This window comes from Pseudomonas sp. FP1762, from assembly GCF_030687105.1.
In the GTDB taxonomy this organism is placed as follows: Bacteria; Pseudomonadota; Gammaproteobacteria; order Pseudomonadales; family Pseudomonadaceae; genus Aquipseudomonas; species Aquipseudomonas siliginis.
Map to the genome: position 1 here is coordinate 2,327,257 of NZ_CP117458.1, position 20,315 is coordinate 2,347,571.

Annotated in this window: 19 protein-coding genes and 1 pseudogene; 11 read left to right on the forward strand and 9 right to left on the reverse strand. The window is 61.3% G+C overall.

The window, feature by feature from the left end:
- Position 1 precedes the first annotated feature (1 nt).
- Positions 2 to 856 (reverse strand): MurR/RpiR family transcriptional regulator, encoded by an 855-nt coding sequence (locus tag PSH90_RS10250; protein ID WP_305382652.1) that lies wholly within the window; start codon positions 854 to 856, stop codon positions 2 to 4.
- Positions 857 to 1,167: 311 nt separating this feature from the next.
- Here PSH90_RS10250 and PSH90_RS10255 point away from each other — a divergent pair, with 311 nt between their 5' ends.
- Both PSH90_RS10255 and cobF read left to right on the forward strand, forming a co-directional pair.
- Complete coding sequence (locus PSH90_RS10255) at positions 1,168 to 1,743, forward strand: histidine phosphatase family protein (RefSeq protein WP_370695123.1); 576 nt, start codon at positions 1,168 to 1,170, stop codon at positions 1,741 to 1,743.
- On the forward strand, positions 1,743 to 2,498 hold the full coding sequence (gene cobF / locus PSH90_RS10260) for a precorrin-6A synthase (deacetylating) (protein ID WP_305382653.1): 756 nt from the start codon (positions 1,743 to 1,745) through the stop codon (positions 2,496 to 2,498). The genes PSH90_RS10255 and cobF overlap by 1 nt, the downstream gene beginning before the upstream one ends.
- Before the next feature lie 218 nt (positions 2,499 to 2,716).
- Here cobF and PSH90_RS10265 read toward each other — a convergent pair whose 3' ends face one another.
- The 3 genes from PSH90_RS10265 to PSH90_RS10275 are packed head-to-tail and all read right to left on the reverse strand — an operon-like array spanning position 2,717 to position 5,298.
- Entirely contained in the window at positions 2,717 to 3,898 is a 1,182-nt protein-coding gene (locus PSH90_RS10265) for an acetyl-CoA C-acetyltransferase (protein ID WP_130889022.1), read from the reverse strand.
- A gap of 11 nt (positions 3,899 to 3,909) precedes the next feature.
- Complete coding sequence (locus PSH90_RS10270) at positions 3,910 to 4,575, reverse strand: CoA transferase subunit B (RefSeq protein WP_150742753.1); 666 nt, start codon at positions 4,573 to 4,575, stop codon at positions 3,910 to 3,912.
- Between the two features lie 24 nt (positions 4,576 to 4,599).
- Positions 4,600 to 5,298 carry a CoA transferase subunit A gene (locus PSH90_RS10275; RefSeq protein ID WP_016774135.1) on the reverse strand — a complete coding sequence of 233 codons (699 nt, stop codon included), beginning with the start codon at positions 5,296 to 5,298 and terminating at the stop codon, positions 4,600 to 4,602.
- A gap of 225 nt (positions 5,299 to 5,523) precedes the next feature.
- On the opposite strand from PSH90_RS10275, the gene PSH90_RS10280 reads away from it, so the two are divergent.
- A complete protein-coding gene (locus PSH90_RS10280) occupies positions 5,524 to 6,459 on the forward strand; it encodes a LysR family transcriptional regulator (protein ID WP_252869194.1) in 936 nt (311 codons plus the stop codon).
- Between the two features lie 44 nt (positions 6,460 to 6,503).
- Here PSH90_RS10280 and PSH90_RS10285 read toward each other — a convergent pair whose 3' ends face one another.
- Both PSH90_RS10285 and PSH90_RS10290 read right to left on the reverse strand, forming a co-directional pair.
- Complete coding sequence (locus PSH90_RS10285; protein WP_305382655.1) at positions 6,504 to 7,121, reverse strand: DNA-3-methyladenine glycosylase; 618 nt, start codon at positions 7,119 to 7,121, stop codon at positions 6,504 to 6,506.
- A 58-nt stretch (positions 7,122 to 7,179) separates the two neighbouring features.
- On the reverse strand, positions 7,180 to 8,262 hold the full coding sequence (locus PSH90_RS10290; protein WP_073475332.1) for a bifunctional transcriptional activator/DNA repair enzyme AdaA: 1,083 nt from the start codon (positions 8,260 to 8,262) through the stop codon (positions 7,180 to 7,182).
- A gap of 109 nt (positions 8,263 to 8,371) precedes the next feature.
- On the opposite strand from PSH90_RS10290, the gene PSH90_RS10295 reads away from it, so the two are divergent.
- A complete protein-coding gene (locus PSH90_RS10295) occupies positions 8,372 to 8,803 on the forward strand; it encodes a VOC family protein (RefSeq protein WP_252869197.1) in 432 nt (143 codons plus the stop codon).
- Here the strand turns inward: PSH90_RS10295 and PSH90_RS10300 are convergent.
- Positions 8,785 to 9,903 (reverse strand): carboxylate-amine ligase, encoded by a 1,119-nt coding sequence (locus tag PSH90_RS10300; RefSeq protein WP_305382657.1) that lies wholly within the window; start codon positions 9,901 to 9,903, stop codon positions 8,785 to 8,787. The two genes, PSH90_RS10295 and PSH90_RS10300, sit on opposite strands and share 19 nt — an antisense overlap.
- 161 nt (positions 9,904 to 10,064) lie before the next feature.
- Here PSH90_RS10300 and PSH90_RS10305 point away from each other — a divergent pair, with 161 nt between their 5' ends.
- From PSH90_RS10305 to PSH90_RS10320, 4 genes are all read left to right on the forward strand, one after another.
- Entirely contained in the window at positions 10,065 to 10,340 is a 276-nt protein-coding gene (locus PSH90_RS10305) for a hypothetical protein (RefSeq protein WP_122746962.1), read from the forward strand.
- A gap of 194 nt (positions 10,341 to 10,534) precedes the next feature.
- Positions 10,535 to 11,140 (forward strand): biliverdin-producing heme oxygenase, encoded by a 606-nt coding sequence (locus PSH90_RS10310; RefSeq protein WP_305382658.1) that lies wholly within the window; start codon positions 10,535 to 10,537, stop codon positions 11,138 to 11,140.
- Entirely contained in the window at positions 11,137 to 13,374 is a 2,238-nt protein-coding gene (locus tag PSH90_RS10315) for an ATP-binding protein (RefSeq protein ID WP_305382659.1), read from the forward strand. The genes PSH90_RS10310 and PSH90_RS10315 overlap by 4 nt, the downstream gene beginning before the upstream one ends.
- 226 nt (positions 13,375 to 13,600) lie before the next feature.
- Positions 13,601 to 14,188, forward strand: a complete 588-nt coding sequence (locus PSH90_RS10320; RefSeq protein WP_305382660.1) for a LysE family translocator — start codon at positions 13,601 to 13,603, stop codon at positions 14,186 to 14,188.
- Between the two features lie 52 nt (positions 14,189 to 14,240).
- Here PSH90_RS10320 and PSH90_RS10325 read toward each other — a convergent pair whose 3' ends face one another.
- A complete protein-coding gene (locus PSH90_RS10325) occupies positions 14,241 to 15,074 on the reverse strand; it encodes an AraC family transcriptional regulator (RefSeq protein ID WP_305382661.1) in 834 nt (277 codons plus the stop codon).
- Positions 15,075 to 15,237: 163 nt separating this feature from the next.
- Between PSH90_RS10325 and PSH90_RS10330 the strand changes: the two are divergent.
- A pseudogene (locus tag PSH90_RS10330) lies at positions 15,238 to 15,438 on the forward strand (GFA family protein); the annotation flags it as partial.
- A 1,156-nt stretch (positions 15,439 to 16,594) separates the two neighbouring features.
- On the opposite strand, the gene PSH90_RS10335 reads toward PSH90_RS10330, so the two are convergent.
- A complete protein-coding gene (locus PSH90_RS10335; RefSeq protein ID WP_305382662.1) occupies positions 16,595 to 17,425 on the reverse strand; it encodes an alpha/beta fold hydrolase in 831 nt (276 codons plus the stop codon).
- A gap of 248 nt (positions 17,426 to 17,673) precedes the next feature.
- On the opposite strand from PSH90_RS10335, the gene PSH90_RS10340 reads away from it, so the two are divergent.
- A complete protein-coding gene (locus tag PSH90_RS10340; protein WP_041478642.1) occupies positions 17,674 to 18,129 on the forward strand; it encodes a (2Fe-2S)-binding protein in 456 nt (151 codons plus the stop codon).
- A gap of 22 nt (positions 18,130 to 18,151) precedes the next feature.
- The gene (locus PSH90_RS10345; protein WP_305382663.1) at positions 18,152 to 20,314 is read left to right on the forward strand and encodes a xanthine dehydrogenase family protein molybdopterin-binding subunit; all 2,163 of its coding nucleotides are present in this window, start codon (positions 18,152 to 18,154) and stop codon (positions 20,312 to 20,314) included.
- Position 20,315: the final 1 nt, after the last annotated feature.

Sequence of the window (20,315 nt, forward strand, 5' to 3'; positions counted from 1 at the left end):
CTTATTTTTCCTCCAGCAGGTGAGTCGCAAAGTCGTTGCGCAGGGCATCGATGCCTTCCAGGCGATCGGCCGGGTCTGGCACGCGCAAGGTCAGGCAGGCAATCAACGCCTCGACCTGCGCCAGCGCCGGCACCATGGTGTCGAACGGCGACGCCGATTCCACCGGCGCGCTGATGATCAGGTCGGCCAATTCGCGCAGCGGCGAGGCGTAGACATCGGTGAACAACACCACTCGCGCGTTGTTGTTTTTCGCCGCCTGCGCAACGCGCAAAGCCTGGGTCTGGTAGCGCCGGTAGTCGAACACCAGCACCACGTCCTGACGTTGCAGATCGTACAAACGGTCGGGCAGCAGGGCGTTATCTTCCAGGGCGAAACAGCCGGGACGCAGCAGGCGCAAGTGGTTGAGCAGGTAGTTGGCGAGCAGAATGCTGAAGCGGCCTCCGAAACAGTAGACCTGATGGCGGCTGTCGAGCAGCCATTCCAAGAGGATGCGTACGTCTTCAGGCTGGGTCAGGGCTTGGGTGTCGACCAGTAAACGCTGGCTGTCGGCCAGGTAATGCGCCCAGGCATCGTCCTTGTTCTGCTGCGAGCGCGGCTGCAACAGCGTGCGCGGTGAACGCAGGCGATGGTCCATGTCGCTGAGCAGGGCTTCCTGGAATTCGGCATAACCGCCGAAACCGAGCTTTTTCACCAGACGCACGATGGTCGGATCGCTGACACCGGCATGTTCGGCCAGTCGCGCCATAGGCCCGAGACCGTTGCGTGGATACTGATCAAGCAGGGCGCGAACGACTTTGCGTTCCGACGGCGTCAGGTCCAGGCCGGGATCGGTGATCAGGTCTCTGAGAGGGGGCATCCGGGCTCCTGCTGGATGGGGTGTCGAATTTGTTTCACATTCCGTTAAAAGAGTATTTATGTAATGGGTGCTACATGTCTAGCGAATTTTTGTACAGGTTTTTCGAGCACCAAAAGTGTGCAGAGTGCCCGTGTAGCAAGGCTTACGCGGAAGTTGCATCGTTTTGTAGTCCTTTGCCTTCGCTAGTGTCAGACATTGCCCGTGGCGCGCGCGCGGCCAGAGGCCGGGCTACGCTGAGGAGCACGGTTTTACGGCACAATGGGCCGCAAATCTCTTAGTGACCGTTATTTTTATATATTTCGAGCGAGTACATGCTTGTGCCAAGTAGCCGTTTGACACTGATTTGCCATGCGCGAACCGTCGCACAGAAACTGGCGCGTTTTCCTACGGACGAGCCTGTTGAAGAGTTGCATTTAGCTTCTGACGCGTGGAGGGCGCGATTCGCCCCGCCACGGCGACTGATTTGCGCGCCTGAGCTGCGTACCCGGCAAACGGCAGCATGGTTTGGCGTCGATGCGCAGATTGATCAAGCCCTGCGCGATTGCGATTGGGGACGCTGGCACGGGCAATCGGTCAAGGATCTGCAAGCCAATGAAAACCAGGCTGTGCAAGCCTGGCTGGCCGATCCTGAAGCCGCACCCCACGGCGGCGAATCGGTCAGGCAACTGACGCAGCGGGTCTCAATGTGGCTGGACTCCATCGCCGAAACCCCAGGACATGTAGTGGCAGTCACGCATCCGTTCGTCATGCGCGCGGCGCTGATGCAGGTGCTGCAGGGCGCAGCGTTCAATGCGATCGACGTCGAGCCACTGGCGATGATCGACTTGCGCTTCAATGGCATCTGGCGGCTACGCTTGCCGGGCATAGCCCTTGAAGAGGAATTCTGATGAAACAGCTGCTGGTCATCGGCATTGGCGCCGGCAATCCGGACTACATCACGATGCAGGCGGTGAAAGCGCTGAATCGGGTCGATGTGTTCTTTTTGCTGGATAAAGGCCAGAGCAAGCAGACGCTGATCGATCTGCGCCGCGAGATCTGCGAGCGCTACATCACCGACCACGCACATCGCTTTGTCGAAGCCAGCAGTCCGGAGCGCGAGCGCGGCGATGTCGACTACACAGCGAGCGTCGATGCACTGAACATCGCCAAGCAGCAGACCTTCGAACGGCTGATCAATGAAGAATTGTCCGACGGCCAGTGCGGCGGATTCCTGATCTGGGGCGATCCGGCGTTGTACGACAGCACACTGCGGATTCTTCAGGCGATTCAGGCATCAGGCCGCTGTCAGTTTGAATACGAAGTGATACCGGGGATCACCAGCGTTCAGGCCCTGGCTGCGCAGCACAGAATACCTTTGAACACGATTGGTCGCTCAGTAGAAATCACCACAGGCCGGCGATTGGCGGCGGGGCAGGTGAGTGAAGCGGACAGTCTGGTGGTGATGCTCGATGCCGAAGATTCCTATCAGCAAGTGGCAGATCGGCAGACCGAGATTTTCTGGGGCGCTTACCTGGGCACGCCGGACGAGATACTGCTCAGCGGCCGGCTGGCGGAAGTGGCCGATGAGATCGAACGGGTGCGCAAGGCGGCGCGAGCGGAGCATGGCTGGATCATGGATACCTATCTGTTGCGCAAGCCTTGAGTGGTTGGCGCCTGATCAAGCGCTTTCGCGAGCAGGCTCGCTCCCACAGGGAAATGCGTTGCAGAATGTGGGGCGAGCCTGCCCGCGAAGGGGCCAGAACATTCACCACCGATTGTAGACAGGCAAAAAGAAACCCGGTGCAACGCAAATCGCACCGGGTTTTTTGTTGCCAGCCAACAGCGGATGTCGTGGATCCGCCGTCAACCTTGAACTCCGTATCAGCCGCGTTCCAGCGCCAAAGCCACGCCCTGACCGCCGCCGATGCACAAGGTCGCCAGACCTTTTTTCGCATCGCGCTTGAGCATTTCGTGCAGCAATGTCACCAGCACGCGGCAACCTGATGCGCCGATCGGGTGGCCGAGGGCGATGGCGCCGCCGTTGACGTTGACCTTGTCCAGATCCCATTGCAGGTCTTTGGCCACGGCCAGCGATTGCGCAGCGAACGCTTCGTTGGCTTCGATCAGGTCGAGCTGGTCGATGTTCCAGCCGGCCTTGTCCAGGCAGCGGCGGGTCGCCGATACCGGGCCGATGCCCATGATCGCCGGGTCGACGCCAGCGTTGGCGTAGGCGGCGATCCTGGCCAGAACCGGCAGGCCCAGCGCTTTGGCTTTCTCGGCACTCATCAGAATCACGGCGGCGGCACCGTCGTTCAGCGACGAGGCGTTGCCAGCGGTGACGCTGCCGTCCTTTTTGAACGCCGGACGCAGTTTTGCCAGAGATTCTGCGCTGGTATCGCCGCGTGGCTGCTCGTCGACCTTGAACGCCACCGGATCGCCTTTGCGCTGGGGGATCAGGATCGGCGTGATTTCATCAACGAAGCGCCCGGCCTCGATCGCAGCGGCAGCTTTCTGCTGGGAGGCGGCAGCGAAGGCGTCCTGCTGTTCGCGGCTGATCTGGTATTTGTCGACCAGATTCTCGGCAGTGATGCCCATGTGGTAATCGTTGAACGCATCCCACAGGCCATCGCTGATCATGGTGTCGACGATTTGCGCGTGGCCCATGCGCAGGCCGGTGCGCGCACCCGGCATGATGTAGTTGGACAGGCTCATGTTTTCCTGACCGCCGGCAATGATCACCTCGGCGTCGCCGCAACGGATCGCTTGCGCGCCCAGGTGCAGAGCCTTGAGGCCCGAACCGCAAACCTTGTTCAGGGTCATGGCCGGTACGGCGTGGGGCAGGCCAGCCTTGATCGCGGCCTGACGTGCCGGGTTCTGCCCGGCGCCAGCGGTCAGCACCTGGCCCATGATCACTTCATCGACCTGCGCCCCGTCGAGGCCGGTCTGCTCGAGCAACTGGCGGATCACCGCCGCGCCCAGGTCTACGGCGGATACATTGGCCAGGGAGCCCTGAAAACTGCCGATCGCGGTACGCGTGGCGGCAACAATGACGACGTCTTGCATGTGCGAATTCCTCACTGGGCAGCGAACTGCATTTCCGGTACGTGATCCGGGACGATCAGTTTACCAGCGGTTTTGGCGACGATTTCCTCAACACTGACGCCAGGTGCGCGTTCCTTGAGGACAAAAGCGCCATTTTCGATTTCCAGATACGCGAGGTCGGTCAGCACGCGCTTGATGCAGCCGGCACCGGTCAGTGGCAGGCTGCACTTGGCCAGCAGCTTGGACTCACCATCCTTCGAGGCGTGGGTCATGATGACAATGATGTTGTCGGCGCCGGCCACCAGATCCATCGCGCCGCCCATGCCCTTGACCAGTTTGCCGGGGATCATCCACGAAGCGATGTTGCCTTCCACATCCACTTCGAAAGCGCCGAGCACGGTCAGGTCGACATGGCCGCCGCGGATCATCGCGAAGGATTCGGCGGAATTGAAGATCGACGCGCCGATCCTTGCAGTCACCGTTTGTTTGCCGGCGTTGATCATGTCGGCATCGATGGTTTCTTCGGTCGGGAACGGACCCATGCCGAGCAGACCGTTTTCCGATTGCAGCATGACTTCCATGCCATCGGGGATGTAGTTGGCGACCAGGGTCGGAATGCCGATGCCGAGGTTGACGTAGTAGCCGTCCTGCATTTCGCGGGCGACGCGCTGAGCCATTTGTTCGCGGGTAAGTGCCATGTTGTTGTTCTCCGTAGGCCTGAATTATTTGCGGATGGTGCGCTGTTCGATGCGTTTTTCGAACGTGCCGCAAATGACTCGATCGACGTAGATGCCCGGGGTGTGGATCTGCGTCGGGTCGAGTTCGCCGGGCTCGACGATTTCTTCGACTTCGACCACGGTGATCTTGCCGGCGGTAGCGGCCAGCGGGTTGAAATTCTGCGCGGTGTGACGGTAAACGACGTTACCGAAATGGTCCGCCTTCCAGCCTTTGACGATGGCGAAATCGCCGGTGATGGATTCTTCCATCAGGTATTTGCGCCCCTTGAACTCGCGCACTTCCTTGCCTTCAGCAACCGGGGTGCCAACGCCAGTGGCGGTGAAGAACGCCGGAATGCCGGCGCCGCCTGCGCGCATCTTCTCGGCGAGGGTGCCTTGCGGGGTAAGGATGACTTCGATCTCGCCCTTGAGCAGTTGCTCTTCAAACAGTTTGTTCTCGCCGACGTAGGAGGCGATGACTTTGCTGATCTGGCGGTCGGTGAGCAGCACGCCAAGGCCGAAACCATCAACGCCGCAGTTGTTGGAAACCACGGTGAGGTCACGGGTGCCCTTGCGCTTGATCTCGGCGATCAGGTTTTCCGGAATGCCGCACAGACCAAAGCCGCCGGCGATGACTGTCATGCCGTCTTCCAGCCCGGCCATCGCTTCCTCGTAGGAATACACACGCTTGTCGAAACCTGCCATAGGCACCTCTTTTATTATTTGCGGGCGGCTGGCTAGCCGAATGACTGGAGTGTCTCTCTGCTGAATATATTTGTTAAGTTGATTTTTAAGGTGGATTGATTGATAAATCTCACCAATACGCGTTCGGCGATGATCGTTCCCACGCAGGAGCGTGGGAACGATCAGGGCCATCGCATCACGGCTTGCAGCTTGACGCTTGCAGCTTGCAACTGGAGCAAAGCGACCATGACCATCAAACAGATCCGGGCCTTTCTCGCCGTGGCCCACAGCCTCAGTTTTGCTGTGGCCTGCGAGCGTCTGCATTTGTCGCAATCGGCGCTCAGCCTGACCATCAAGGCGCTGGAAGAGGGCCTGGGAGGGCGTCTGTTCAGCCGTAACACGCGTAACGTGGCGTTGACCCCGGAAGGCGAGTCCCTGCTGCCGCTGGCGCGCCGCTTGATCGCCGACTGGGACAATGCCGAAGACGAAATGCGCCAGCGTTTCAGCCTGCAGCGCGGACGCGTGACGCTGGCGGCGATGCCGTCATTTGCCGGCAATCTGCTGCCGCCGATCCTCAAAAGCTTTCGCGCGCGTTATCCGAACGTCAACGTGACGGTCAACGACGTGATCAACGAGCAAGTGCTGGAAATGGTCCGCGATCGTCAGGTTGAACTCGGTGTGGCGTTCGCGCCGATGCAGAGCACGTCGATGACATTCACGCCTTTGTATGTCGATCGCTTTGTCGCCGTGGTGCCGGCCGATTCAGCGCTGGCCGGTCGCGCCGACATCGATTGGCAGACCTTGCTGGAGCAACCGTTCATCACCCTGCAGCGGCCATCAACGGTGCGGGTGATGCTGGAAGAGCATTTGCAGGCGCGCGGAATGAAGTTGCCGGTGGAGTTCGAGAGTCATCAATTGGCAACGGTCGGGCGAATGGTTGCCAGCGGGCTTGGGGTCAGCGCGGTGCCGGCATTGTGCGCGGGGCAAATGTGCGAGCTCGGTGCGCATTGCCTGACCTTGAATGATTCTGTGGAGCGGGCGATTGGTGTGTTGACCGAGCCGGGCAATGACCTGTCGGCGGCGGCGCAGGCGTTATTCGAGATTCTCAAGGCTGAGGATTTGCAGCGACAGTTCGATTTTCCCCTCACCCTGGGAGCGCGGAAACAGAGCGCCGAACGCTGATTCAGTGTGGGAGCGGGCCTGCTCGCGAAGAACGATAACGCGGTCTAACCCTTGGCTACGCGCCACAGATACCAGGCCGCCACCGTCCGATAAGGCTTCCACGCCTGGCCAATCTCGATCATCTGTTTGCGCGTCGGCTGCACCTCCAGTCCCTTCAAGCGCCGATATCCCTCACGCACGCCAAAATCATCCGCCGGCAGGATGTCCATGCGTTCGAGGCTGTAGATCAACAGCATCTCCACGGTCCAGCGGCCGACACCGCGCAAACTGGTCAGGCGTTCGATCAGGGTTTCATCGTCCATCGCCCGTGCAGTCGGGTAATCCGGCACCACGCCGTCCAGCGTCGCCTGGGCGATCCCTTGAATCGTCGCAATCTTGCTCGCTGAAAAGCCACAAGCACGCAGTCGCTCGACCTCAGTCGCGAGAATCTGCTCCGGGCGTGGAAACACCTGACCGGGAAACAACCCCACTAAACGCCCAAGGATCGCATCGCCGGCCTTGGCGTGCAGTCGCTGATAGGCAATCGCCCGTACTAGCGATTCATACGGGTCGCGCGCTGGATGTGGTTGATGCAGGCACGGGCCGACGGCGCTGACATGGCGCAGCCAATCAGCGTCTATCGCGGCCAGAAAAGCGCTGGCCATCTCATACGTGTCAGCCATGTTGCGGTGATACGGACGTACTCATCGAAATCCCTGTTTGCGCGTTGGATCGCATGGCTCAAAAAGCCAATTGTTGAGTCATTTGCAGCGCGGCGTTTTCCAGCCTGAGCAGGAACGCCTTGCGCGGTTGTCCGCCACCATAACCGGTCAGCGAACCGTCTGCGCCGATCACTCGGTGGCACGGCACCACGATCGACAGCCGATTGTGCCCGTTGGCCAGGCCGACGGCACGGCTGGCGCCGGGTTTGCCCAAGCCTGCCGCGATGGCGCCGTACGTGCTGGTGTGACCGTAGGGGATTTGCAGCAGCGCCGCCCACACCTCGCGTGCAAAAGCGCTGCCGGGCAGGTGCAGCGGCACGCTGAACTGAGTCAGTTTGCCGGCGAAATAATCCGCCAGTTGCACCTCGATCTGCTGCAAGTGGGCGTTATGCCCCGGTGCAATCGCGTAGCCATAACGGTTCTGCAGCGCTTCGACTTCGCGGGTCAGCGCCGGTCGATCGAGAAACTCCAATAACACCAGCCCACGCCGCTCAGCCATGGCAATCATCGGCCCCAGCGGCGTGGTCAGGCGGGTGAACAGCAACGGCTCACTGTTGGCCGCACGGCCCGGGGTGATGTGGAAGGACTTCTGAAACGCATCGCGAAAACCGCTGAGCGACTCGTAGCCGGAGTCGAACGCCGCGTGATCGATCGAAGTGCCTTGCCTGATCCCGCCCAAGGCCATGCCGAGGCGACGTGTGCGCAGCCAGGCGTGGAACGTCATACCGAAGTGCTGCTTGAACCAGCGTCGCAGTTTCAGCGGTTCGATGCCCTCGGCGAGCAATTGCGCATCGCTCCAGCGCCGTTCGGGATCGGCGTCCACCGCATTGAGCAGGCGCTGCACCCAGTCCGGGGCGATGGCCGCTGCGTCCAGCGGTTTGCAGCGCAGGCAGGCGCGGTAACCGGCGCACAGGCATTCGTCGGCGTGGGCGAAGAATTCGACGTTTTCCGGTTTCGGCTTGCGCGCCGTGCAACTGGGGCGGCAAAAGATCCCGGTGGTTTTCACGGCGGTGAAGAAAACGCCTTCATAGGCAGTGTCGCGCTCGAGCATGGCGCGAACCATTTCGGCGTGGGGCGGCAGGACAGCGGCTGGTATGTTCATGGCTAGAGAGTAAATCCGCTTTGTCGATCGCTCCACCGAAAAATCGACAGTGAATTTTTTCCCTTGTGCAGCACAATGAGCGGGTCGCCGCTTTCGAGGAAGCCAACTCATGCATCCCTTTTCCATTCAGCACATCGATCATATCGTCCTGCGCGTCGCCGACCTGCAGCGCAGCATCGATTTCTACGCCAGGGTGTTTGGCGCCGAAGTGGTCAGGCATAACCAGCCGCTGGGGCTGGTGCACCTGCGGGCCGGTACGTCGATGATCGATCTCGTTGATTTGGCGGGCGAACTCGGGCGCAAGGGCGGCGGCGCCGCTGATGCGCACAAGCGCAACGTCGATCACTTCTGTCTGCGCATAGAGCCGTTCGACGAAGCCGCGCTCATCGCCCATCTGCAATCGTTCGGGCTGACCGTTGAACAAGCCGCCAGGCGTTTTGGCGCCGAGGGTTACGGCTTGTCGCTTTACTGTTTCGACCCGGACGGCAATCAGGTCGAACTCAAAGGCCCGTCCGAGAGCGATCAGCCAGCGGTTTCCTGAAGCAGCAGCTCGGCCACTTGCCCGAGGGCCGAACGGCCGTTTTGCGGTTGTTCAGACGCCAGATTGAACAGCGCCAGTTGCCGATCGGCGCTGGTGCCGCTGTCGATGATCGCCCGGGCACGCTCGAACAACTGCGCCGCGCCCAATACCTGTGCCGTTTCGGCAAAACGCTGCTCGGCCAGTTCCAGCCATTGCGCGAGCGAACAGTCGCCGTCGATGCCTTCGACCAAAAAGCGCGCATGAATCCCCTGATGTTTGGCCCGCCAGCGATTTTCCTCCAGCATCGAACGTGCGGTCTGGTCATAGAGCAATCCTGGCCGCCGCTGCGCACTGGCATGGGCCACCAATACGCGGAAAAACGCCGCGAGGGTCAGCGCATCGTCGACGCGAGGGCAAGCGTCAGTCATACGCAGTTCCAGGGTCGGAAAACGCGCGGCCGGGCGCACGCCCCACCAACACTCGCCGGGCTGGCTGATCGCGCCGATACGCATGAGAAACGCCAAGTGTTCGTCGTAATGGCGCTGATCGGCAAACAGCGGCGGGATGCCCATGCGTGGCCACTCGTCACACGCGGTCTGCCGATAGCTCATGAAATCGCTGGCGGCGCCATCCCAGATCGGCGACGAACAACTCAGCGCCAACAGCAGCGGCGTCCACGGCAGGACTTCGTTTATCACGGCGATGCGATCCAGCGGCTCGATCACCTCGACGTGCACATGCAGCCCCGACAACACGCTGCGCCGGGCAACATGGCCGTAGCGCTCGAACAGATGATGGAAATGTTCCTCGTCGGTCGGAACCTGCTCGCGCCAGTCGGCCAGCGGATGACTGCCGGCGCTGAGCACGCCCAGAGCAAACGGTTCAAGGGCTGCACCCAAGGCCTGACGGCTGCCACGGAGAAAATCGCCAGCGTGCACAAAGTCGCTGAACACCGGCGAAGCCACTTCGATCTGCCCCTGAAACATCTCCGTGGCAAACCACACACCCAGCGCCGCCCTGCAAGCCTCGATGGCCTGTGGCGGCGGACTGCCGACCATGCGCAGGCTCTGCAGGTCAGTGAGAAAGTACTCTTCCTCAATGCCGAATCGCGGGTGGCTCATGACGGTGCTCGAGCAAGTGTTTCTCTTGAGAACCGTGCGCCGTTGCGGTGGTTCACGCCAGGCGACCAGTGCCCCGCGAATGCACCGTTGGTCTTGTCCATTGCACTTGAGCGGCCAAGGCGTTTCCAAACAAGTCCGATCAACGTGTTCTGGAGGCAGACATGAGCAACCCATCCAGCAACGACAAAGCGCTTAATCAAACCGTCAATCCCAACGACGACGGCTTCGCCATCGGCACGGCCGGGCGCGATGAAGACCCCAACGCCACCACCGACTGGGACGTTAGTCGAGATAACGAGGATGTCATGACGCCGGACGATACTCGCGGTCTGCCCGGTTATCCCGGGGCCGAAAAAAACAATCCTTCGAAACCCGTTGCCGACAGCAGCGTACCGGCCAACGGCGACCCATCGGTGCAGAACGACGGCGCTGATTGAGGTGGTCAGTAGTGGCAGGATAATGGCGTCGGTCGAACTTTTCTGATCCGGCGCCACTCTGAACCTGTCATAGGGTCGCAGTTCGACAGAAAAAACGCTTCGGCAGTCAGAAAAAGCTGCGTGGCGTGATAAATTCCCCCCACGTCGAGCCCACCCAGAATGGCCCCTGCCGGGTCCCACCAAGAGCGATCTACATGCAAGCAAAGGCCCGTGAGGTTTATGTGCCACCGGTGCTGCAAGATCTGCGGGCCGGCACAGCCGAACTGCACATCGCACTGGAAAAACGCCTTCCTTTTTTTACCGATACCCTCAATACCCCCGCATTCGAGCGCTTGATGGCGGCCTATTACGGTTTTTATCAGCCGCTGGAACGGGCGTTGCTCGCCAGTGGCGCTGTCCCGGATGATTTCGATCTGACGCCTCGTTTGAAGGCCGAGACCTTGCACGCCGACCTGCGCGCACTGGGCGCGACGACCAATGATTTGCCGCTGTGCGAGGACTTGCCGGTGATCGACTCCAGCGCCGCCAGTCTCGGTGTTTTGTACGTGCTCGAAGGCGCCACTCTCGGCGGGCAGATCCTGCGTCGGGAGATCGCCGCGCGGCTGAATCTGGACGCCGACAATGGCGCTGCCTTCCTCGATGTCTACGGCGCGGCCACCGGGCGGCGCTGGCGCGAGTTCATCGAATACCTGAGCAACCGGCCCATGGCGGCCAGCGAACGCGCGGCCGTGGTCAGCGCAGCACAAACCACATTCAGCTGTTTCGAGCAGTGGCTCGAGCGCCAGGAGGTACTGGCATGAACCCGCAAGACCCACAAGCCTTTGAAGAACTGCTGGCCAACTGTGCCGACGAGCCGATCCGCTTTCCTGGCGCGATCCAGCCCCATGGTTTGCTGCTCACCCTGACCGAGCCTGCGCTGCAGATCATTCAGGTCAGCGCCAACGTCGAAGCCCTGCTGGCCCGCGCGCCCGAATCCTTGATCGGCCAGCCGCTGCACAGCCTGATCGGCGCCGAACACACCGCGCACGTGCTCGAAGCCTTGCAGCAGACAGCGTTTTCCGAGGCGGCGCCGCTACGATTCGAGCTCAACGGCACTGAATTCGAAGGTTTGCTGCACCGCCATCAGGGCGTGCTGATTCTCGAGCTGGAAATTCATGTGAAGAATTTCCAGCCGCGCAACGTCGCCGGGGTCAATACCCACCTGGGCCGCATGCTCCAGCGCCTGCAAGCGGCGACCACGCTGCAGGCCCTGTACGACATCAGCGTCAAGGAAATCCAGGCGATGACCGGTTACGACCGGGTGCTGATCTATCGCTTCGAGGAAGAGGGCCACGGTCAGGTCATCGCCGAAGCGTCCGATCCGTCGATGGAAGTGTTCAACGGCCTTTTCTTCCCGGCTTCGGACATTCCCGAGCAGGCGCGCGAGCTGTATCGCACCAACTGGTTGCGGATCATCCCCAACGCCGATTATCAGCCAGTGCCACTGGTGCCGAAGCTGCGCCCGGACACGCAGACGCCGCTGGACCTCAGTTTCGCCACGCTGCGCAGCGTCTCGCCGATTCACTGTCAGTACATGAAGAACATGGGCGTGCTGTCGTCGATGAGCATTTCCCTGCTCAAGGGCGACAAGCTCTGGGGCCTGATCAGCTGCGGCAATCGCCAGCCGCTGCACGTGCCGCATGAATTGCGCATGGCTTGCCAGACCATCGGCCAGGTCCTGTCGTTGCAGATCAGTGCCATGGAAACCCTTGAACTGACCCGCCAGCGTGAAGAGAAGGTCGAAGCGCTGGCGCGGCTGAATCAGGCGATGATCGATTCGCCGCAGAACGTTTTCGACGGCCTCGCCCAGCAGCCAGCGACGCTGATGGCGCTGGTCAATGCCGGCGGCATCGCGATCATCGAAGACAAGCAGTTGCACCGTTACGGCAACTGCCCGGCGCCGGAAGAAATTCGCGCGCTGCACAAGTGGTTGCAGGCGCGCGGCGAGCCGGTGTTCGCCAGCCATCACCTGTCCAGCGTTTACCCGCCGGCGGCGCAGTATCAGTCTGTGGCCAGCGGTGTGCTCGCCATGAGCCTGCCCAAACCGGTGGACAACGGTGTGCTGTGGTTCCGTCCGGAAGTGAAGGAAAACATCAACTGGAGCGGCGACCCGCGCAAGCCGCTGGATCTGGAAACCTCCGACGCCGGGATGCGCCTGCGTCCGCGTACTTCGTTCGAGATCTGGAAGGTCGAGATGGCCGGGATCTCCACCAAGTGGAGCCACGGTGACCGGTTCGCCGCCAATGACCTGCGCCGTTCGGCGCTGGAAAACGATCTGGCCCGTCAGGTACGTCGCGAGCAGGCGGCTGTGCAGGCGCGCGATGATCTGGTGGCGGTGGTTTCCCACGACCTGCGCAACCCGATGACGGTGATTTCGATGCTCTGCGGCATGATGCAGAAAGCCTTCAGCTCGGAAGGCGCGCACACTTCGCGGCGTATCTCCACTGCAATCGACACCATGCAGCAGGCCACGGCGCGGATGAACACGCTGCTGGAGGACCTGCTCGATACCTCGAAAATCGATGCCGGGCGTTACTCGATCACCCCGCAGGCGCTGGAGGTCGGGCACATCTTTGAAGAGGCCCAAGCGTTGCTGTCGCCTCTGGCCCATGACAAGGACATCAGCATTTCCTTCCAGGCCGATCCTGACCTGCGCATCCACGCCGACCCCGAGCGGCTGTTTCAGGTGCTGTCGAACCTGGTGGGCAACGCCATCAAATTCACCCCGCGCATGGGCACCGTCGGCGTGCACGCGAAATCGGTGGGCGACGAGATCGTGTTTATCGTGCGTGACAGTGGCGAAGGCATTCCCAAGGAGCACTTGCCGCATGTGTTCGACCGCTACTGGACGATAAAGGAAGGCAACCCGACCGGCACTGGCCTGGGTTTGTACATCACTCAAGGCATCGTCGAAGCTCATGGCGGCCAGATCGTCGCCGAGAGCGAGCCGGGGCAGGGCAGCGAATTCCGCTTCACCGTGCCGCGCCTGGCCTGAGTGCCCCCTGTAGGTTTTGATCGTTCCCATGCTCTGCGTGGGAATGCCTCTACGGACGCTCTGCGTTCGGCTCTGAATGGGACGCAGAGCGTCCCGGGCTGCATTCCCACGCAGAGCGTGGGAACGATCGGATCAGATTCGCAGCCTCAGGGTCATTTTCTTCAATACTGCAAATCCCCCGCTCGCTACCGTAGCCACCTCGTTCCTCGATTAAAGCAGGTGTGCAATGAGTCTGATTCTTTCCATGGCGGCGTTTGCCCTCGCCGCATCCATCACCCCCGGGCCGGTCAATATCGTCGCCTTGAGCGCCGGCGCGCAGTACGGTTTCCGCGCCAGCCAACGGCACGTGGCCGGGGCGACGCTGGGGTTTGTGCTGCTGCTGGTGCTGATGGGCCTGGGCCTGCATGAGGTGCTGCAATTGTGGCCATTCATGACCCGCGTGGTGCAATGGGCCGGGGTGGCGTTTCTGTTGTTCATGGCCTGGAAACTGGCCAGCGATGACGGCCAACTGAACACCAGCGAGTCCGGCCGTGCGCCGTCGATGCTCTATGGCGCGGTGATGCAATGGCTCAACCCCAAGGCCTGGCTGGCATGCGTGGCCGGCATGGGCGCGTTTGTCGCCGACGGCGAGGCGCGGCTGGTCTGGCAGTTTGCGGCGGTGTATCTGGTGATCTGCTATCTGTCGGTGGGCTGCTGGGCGTATGCCGGGACGTTTTTGCGCGGTTATCTGAGCAATGCCGCCGGGATGCGCTGGTTCAATCGGTTGATGGCGTTGTTGCTGGCGGTGAGTGCGGGTTATCTGCTGATCACCTGATTTGCTGTAGGAGCTGACGAGTGCAGGGGTTTGCATGTACGGGAGATAAAAGTCAGCCGCGATACTGCCCCGGCGTTGCCGCCAGATGTTGTTTGAACGCTCGCTGAAAATGCGCCTGATCGGCAAACCCGGCCTGGAGCGCGACATCGGCAATCAACTGGCCGCTGCGCAAGCGCTCGCGGGCGAACTGGATGCGCTGGTTGACCAGGAAGGCATGGGGCGTCATCCCGTAGCGCTGCTTGAACGCGCGAATCAGGTATGACGGCGACAGCTGCGCCGCCGCGCAAATCGCCTCGAGGCTGAGCACTTCGGTGCAATGTCCCCGGATGAAATCAGCGGCGCGTTCCAGCTTGAAATTCGGCTCATCGACGGGCTCATCCGCCGGATTGAGGCGGACCTGCAAATCACTGAAAAACTCTACCGCCGCGCTGTGTTTCGCCAGTGCCTCCATTTGGTCGTCGAGCAAAACCTCATACAACCCCATCAACTTGCCGAACAGCTCGGCATCAGCCAGATGCGTGTCGCTAAACCGCCGAAATTCCAGCTCCCCGGCAAACCCCAACTGATGTTGCAAATCCGCCAGCCACGGCGTTTCGACATACAACATCACGTACGACCAAGGCTGATCATCGATCGGATTGCAGGCGTGTACATCGCCGGGATTCATCAGCACCACGGTGCCTGCTGCCACTTCATACTGCGCCTGCTCATGCACATAGGTACTGCGCCCGGCGGTGATTGCGCCGATGGAAAAGTGCGCGTGGGAATGCCGCGCATAACAGACTTCACGCCCATCCACGATCGCCCGCGCTTCGATGAAGGGCAGGGCGTCGTCGCGCCAGAAGCGCGGGGCTTTCTCGGGGTTTTTCGCAGCGGCGTGTTTCATCGTGATTGTCCCGGCAGGTCAGTGCCTGAGTGTATTAGCTCTGGCCGTCGAATGCCCGTTGCAGCGCAGTGACATCGAGCTTTTTCATCTGAAACGCGCCTGCATTGCAGCGCCGGCTGTTATAGGCTCTGGGGGGGCGTGACACCACGGGCGCGATGGAGATTTCTGCCCGCGATGTGGTTCGTCGGTGTTCAACCGCAGTGTTGATGAGGTCGAGGTGAGCCTCGGCGCGCTGGATGCGCCGGATCAGTTGAAGCCGACCTATGAGAGCTGGATTGTGCGGCGTGAATCGTGGCTGCCGGATTTTCCGCTGGCCAGGCATTACCGTGGTGATCGTGAAGGCGAAGGGCGGGCAGAGGGATAGGGGATTGATTCAGCCTTCAGCACGCTTGCGATTTCTGTGGGGGCGAGTCTGCTCGCTAAGGCTTTTTGTCAGGCGGTGGTTTTTTTTTGAGTGAGTACATATCCGTTGCTGCGGTAACGGCTGCTTATGGTTCCGCCCTTACGGCGGGTCACTTTTTCCAAACGCCGAAAAAGTAACCAAAAAGGCTTGCTCCTGCGTTCGGCCCTCGCAGGCTCGGGTTCCTTCGCTCCGGGACTGATCCGGGCGCAGCGGCTCCGGTTTGCTTCGCTGCACCTCCTTCCGCTGTGTCTGGCTGCGCCAGACGGTCGCTGCGCTCCCACGCCCGGATCAATCCCTCCGCTCAGCCTTCCGACGTCGCCGGTGGATCAAGATCAAAAGCAGGCGAGCTGACACTCGGCCTAAGGCGAACGCGGAGACTGTAGGAGCTGCCGAAGGCTGCGATCTTTTGCTCTTGCTCTTGCTCTTGCTCTTGCTCTTGCTCTTGCTCTTGCTCTTGCTCTTGCTCTTGCTCTTGCTCTTGCTCTTGTAGGAGTGAGCCTGCTCGCGATAGCTATCTCAAAGATACGAATGAGCAGCGGACCTGCCCTGATCCCTGTGGGAGCTGGCTTGCCAGCGATGGCGGCCTTGTAGCCGACCAGTCTCTGACGGATATACCCAATCCCAACTGTGGGAGCTGGCTTGCCAGCGATGGCGGCCTTATAGCCGACCAGTCTCTGGCGGATATACCCAATTCCAACTGTGGGAGCTGGCTTGCCAGCGATGGCGGCCTTATAGCCGACCAGTCTCTGGCGGATATACCCAATTCCAACTGTGGGAGCTGGCTTGCCAGCGATGGCGGCCTTATAGCCGACCAGTCTCTGGCGGATATACCCAATTCCAACTGTGGGAGCTGGCTTGCCAGAGATGGCGGCCTTATAGCCGACCAGTCTCTGGCGGATATACCCAATTCCAACTGTGGGAGCTGGCTTGCCAGCGATGGCGGCCTTGTAGCCGACCAGTCTCTGACGGATATACCCAATCCCAACTGTGGGAGCGAGCCTGCTCGCGAAAGCGGAGTGTCATTCGCAGATAATTGGACTGGAGAGACGCCTCGCGGGCAAGCCCGCTCCCACAGGGGATCAGTGTTTGCCAATTGCAGTAAGCCTGATTGAGGCGGTTACCCGCGAATAAACGCCAACAAATCCGCATTGATGGTTTCAGCCTGCGTGGTCGGCATGCCATGCGGAAATCCTGGGTACGACTTCAGTGTGCCGTTGGGCAGCAGTTTCGCCGATAACGGTGCGGAGTTGGCGTAAGGTACGATCTGGTCATCCTCGCCGTGCATCACCAACACCGGCACGGTGACTTTTTTCAGGTCTTCGGTGAAGTCAGTCTGCGAGAAGGCGACGATGCCGTCGTAATGCGCCTTGGCCCCGCCGATCATGCCCTGGCGCCACCAGTTGGCGATGATCCCTTCCGCCGACTCGGCGCCCGGGCGGTTGTAGCCGTAGAAAGGTCCGCTCGGCACATCGCGATAAAACTGCGCACGATTTGCCGCCAACTGCGCTTGAAAGCCATCGAACACCGATTTCGGCAAGCCGCCCGGGTTGCTTTCGGTCTGCACCATCAACGGTGGTACGGCGCTGATCAACACCGCTTTGCTGACCTTGTCCTGACCATGCCGGGCGATGTAATGGATCACTTCGCCGCCGCCGGTGGAATGGCCAACGTGGACAACGTTGCGCGTACCCAGATGATTAACCACTGCCAGCACATCGTCGGCGTAGTGATCCATGTCGTGGCCGTCCCAGACCTGGCTTGAGCGGCCATGTCCGCGTCGATCATGAGCAATCACCCGAAAGCCCTGTGCCAGGAAAAACAGCATCTGCGCGTCCCAGTCATCCGAGCTGAGCGGCCAGCCGTGGTGGAAGTGGATCACCGGCGCGTCGCGCGGCCCCCAGTCCTTGTAGAAGATGTCGACGCCGTCTCGAGTGGTGACAAAGCCCATATTCGTTACTCCTGACCTGTGATGGACAACCGCGAGGTTCGCGGGCCGGTTGCGCAGAGATACGACGACTCAGTGCGAGCCGTTATCAACTGTAGGAGCAAAGCCGGGGTCTGCATGACCGCTGGTCACAACGTCTGGCTTGCTGCGCAAATTAGGCTTTGCTGAAAGGGATAAGCGCGGGCGTCCGTAGGTTTTTGCGACCACAGCGACGCCCCTTTGCACCACCGTGAGCCTGAGGAAATCCGCTGATGCTGACCTTGAATATCAATGGCAAGGACCAAGAGCTCGATGTACCCGCCGACATGCCGCTGCTCTGGGTTCTGCGCGATATCGCGCACCTGACCGGGACCAAGTTCGGTTGCGGCATGGCCCAGTGCGGCGCCTGCACCGTGCACGTCGACGGCGCGCCATTACGCTCCTGCATTACCCCGGCGACTGCCGTCGCCCATGGGCAGAAAATCCTCACCATCGAGGGCTTGTCCACCGATGGCTCGCACCCGGTGCAGCAGGCCTGGGCCGAGCTGGACGTGGTGCAGTGCGGTTATTGCCAGTCCGGGCAGATCATGTCCGCCGCCGCATTGCTGGCGAAAATTCCCAAGCCCACCGACAGCGATATCGATCAGGCGCTCTCCGGCAATATCTGCCGCTGCGGCACCTATCCGCGCATTCGCGCTGCGGTCAAACGCGCCGCCGAAATCGGCTGATTCATTCTCTGGGAGAGGAACGATGAACAGTCCTGTATCGCGTCGCGGGTTTCTCAAGGGCAGCGCACTGTTAAGCGGCGGTCTGATGGTGGCGTTTGTGGTGCCCGGGGCCAACCGCTTTGCCCGGGCGGCAGAAAATGAAAACAAGACCTTCGCACCCAACGCGTTTTTGCGCATCGCGGCGGACAACAACGTCACTGTCCTGCTCGGTCATTCGGAAATGGGCCAGGGCATCTGGACCGGCCTGACCATGCTGATCGCCGAAGAACTGGACGCCGACTGGTCGAAAATCCGCGTCGAGCACTCGCCAGCCTCGGCGGCGGATTACGGCTTGCCGGCATTTGGCGGCATGCAGATCACCGGAGGCTCGACGTCGACCTGGATGGAATTCGACCGCTATCGACTGGCCGGGGCGACGGCGCGGCAGATGCTCGTGGAAGCGGCTGCGAAACGCTTCGACGTCGCGCCGTCGACGATTCGCACGGAGTCCGGCGTGGTCATCGCCGGGGACCAACGCGCGACCTACGGCGAACTGGCCGATGCCGCCGGGCAACTGCCGGTGCCGGACCCGAAGACCATCACTTTCAAGGAAGCCAAGGACTGGAAAGTCATCGGCAAACCGACCAAGCGTCTCGACACCCCGGAGAAGATCACCGGCCGCGCCAGATTCGGCATGGACGTGCAGTTCGAAGGCCTGATGACCGCGATGGTCGCCCGCGCGCCGGTGTTTGGCGCCACGGTGAAAACCTTCGAAGGCGCCGCAGCGCTGGCCATTCCCGGCGTACACAAGGTTGTGCAGGTGCCCAGCGGCGTGGCGGTGGTGGCCGAGCATTTCTGGGCGGCGAAGTTGGGCCGTGATGCGCTGAAGGTCGATTGGGCCCTGGGGCCGTTGGCCGGCATGAGCAGTGAAAAGCTGCTGGAGAGTTTCCGCAAACTGGCGGCGACGCCGGGTACTTCCGCCACTCAGGCGGGGGACGCCAAGGCCAATTTCGGCAAAGCCGCGAAGAAAATCGAGGTCGAATACAGCGTGCCTTACCTGGCCCACGCGCCGATGGAACCGCTCAATTGCACGGTGAAAATCAGCGCCGGCAAATGCGAGATCTGGACCGGTACGCAATTTCAGACGCTGGACCAAATGGTCGCCAGCAAGATCACCGGGCTCAAGCCCGAGCAGGTCGAAATTCACACGGAATTTCTCGGCGGTGGCTTCGGTCGCCGTGCCAATCCGACTTCGGACTTCGTCGCCGAAGCCGTGCAAGTGGCGAAAGCGGCGGACCTGCCGGTGAAAACCGTGTGGGCGCGCGAAGATGACATTCGCGGCGGCTACTACCGCTCGATGTACCTGCACAAGGCGCAGGTCGGACTGGGTGCTGATGGTTTGCCGATGAGCTGGCAGCATGTGCTGGTCGGCCAGTCGATCATGGCCGGGACGATGCTCGAGGCAGCGATGGTCAAGAACGGCATCGATGCCACCTCGGTCGAGGGCGTGGCCGACAGTCCGTACATCAAGGATCTGCCTCATCATCAGGTCGAGCTGCATTCGCCGCAGACCGGCATCAATGTGTTGTGGCTGCGTTCGGTGGGCCACACCCACACGGGTTTTGTCATGGAATCGCTGATCGATGAACTGGCGACGGCGGCGGGCAAGGATCCGGTGGAGTACCGACGAACGCTGCTCAAGGCGCACCCGCGCCACCTCGGCGTGCTCAATCTGGCGGTGGAGAAGGCCAACTGGGGCGCGCCGTTGCCGGACGGGCATGCTCTGGGCGTGGCGGTACACGAGTCGTTCGGCAGCTACGTGGCGCAAGTGGCGGAGGTGTCGCAGGACAATCTGGCGATCCGCGTGCATCGGGTGGTCTGCGCCGTGGACTGCGGCATTGCGGTGAATCCGCAGAGCATCGCCGCGCAGATGGAATCGTGCATCACCTTCGGTCTCGGCATGGCGTTGCACAGCAAGCTCACCGTCAAGGACGGCGGCGTCGTGCAGTCCAACTATCACGATTATCAGGTGCTGCGGCTCAACGAAATGCCGGTGGTGGAAGTGCACATCGTCCCCAGCAGTGAAAAACCCGGCGGCATCGGCGAGCCCGGCGTGCCACCGACCGCGCCGGCGGTGGCCAACGCAGTGTTCGCCTTGACCGGGCAACGCCTGCGCGAACTGCCACTGCAATTGTCGGGGGTGTGAG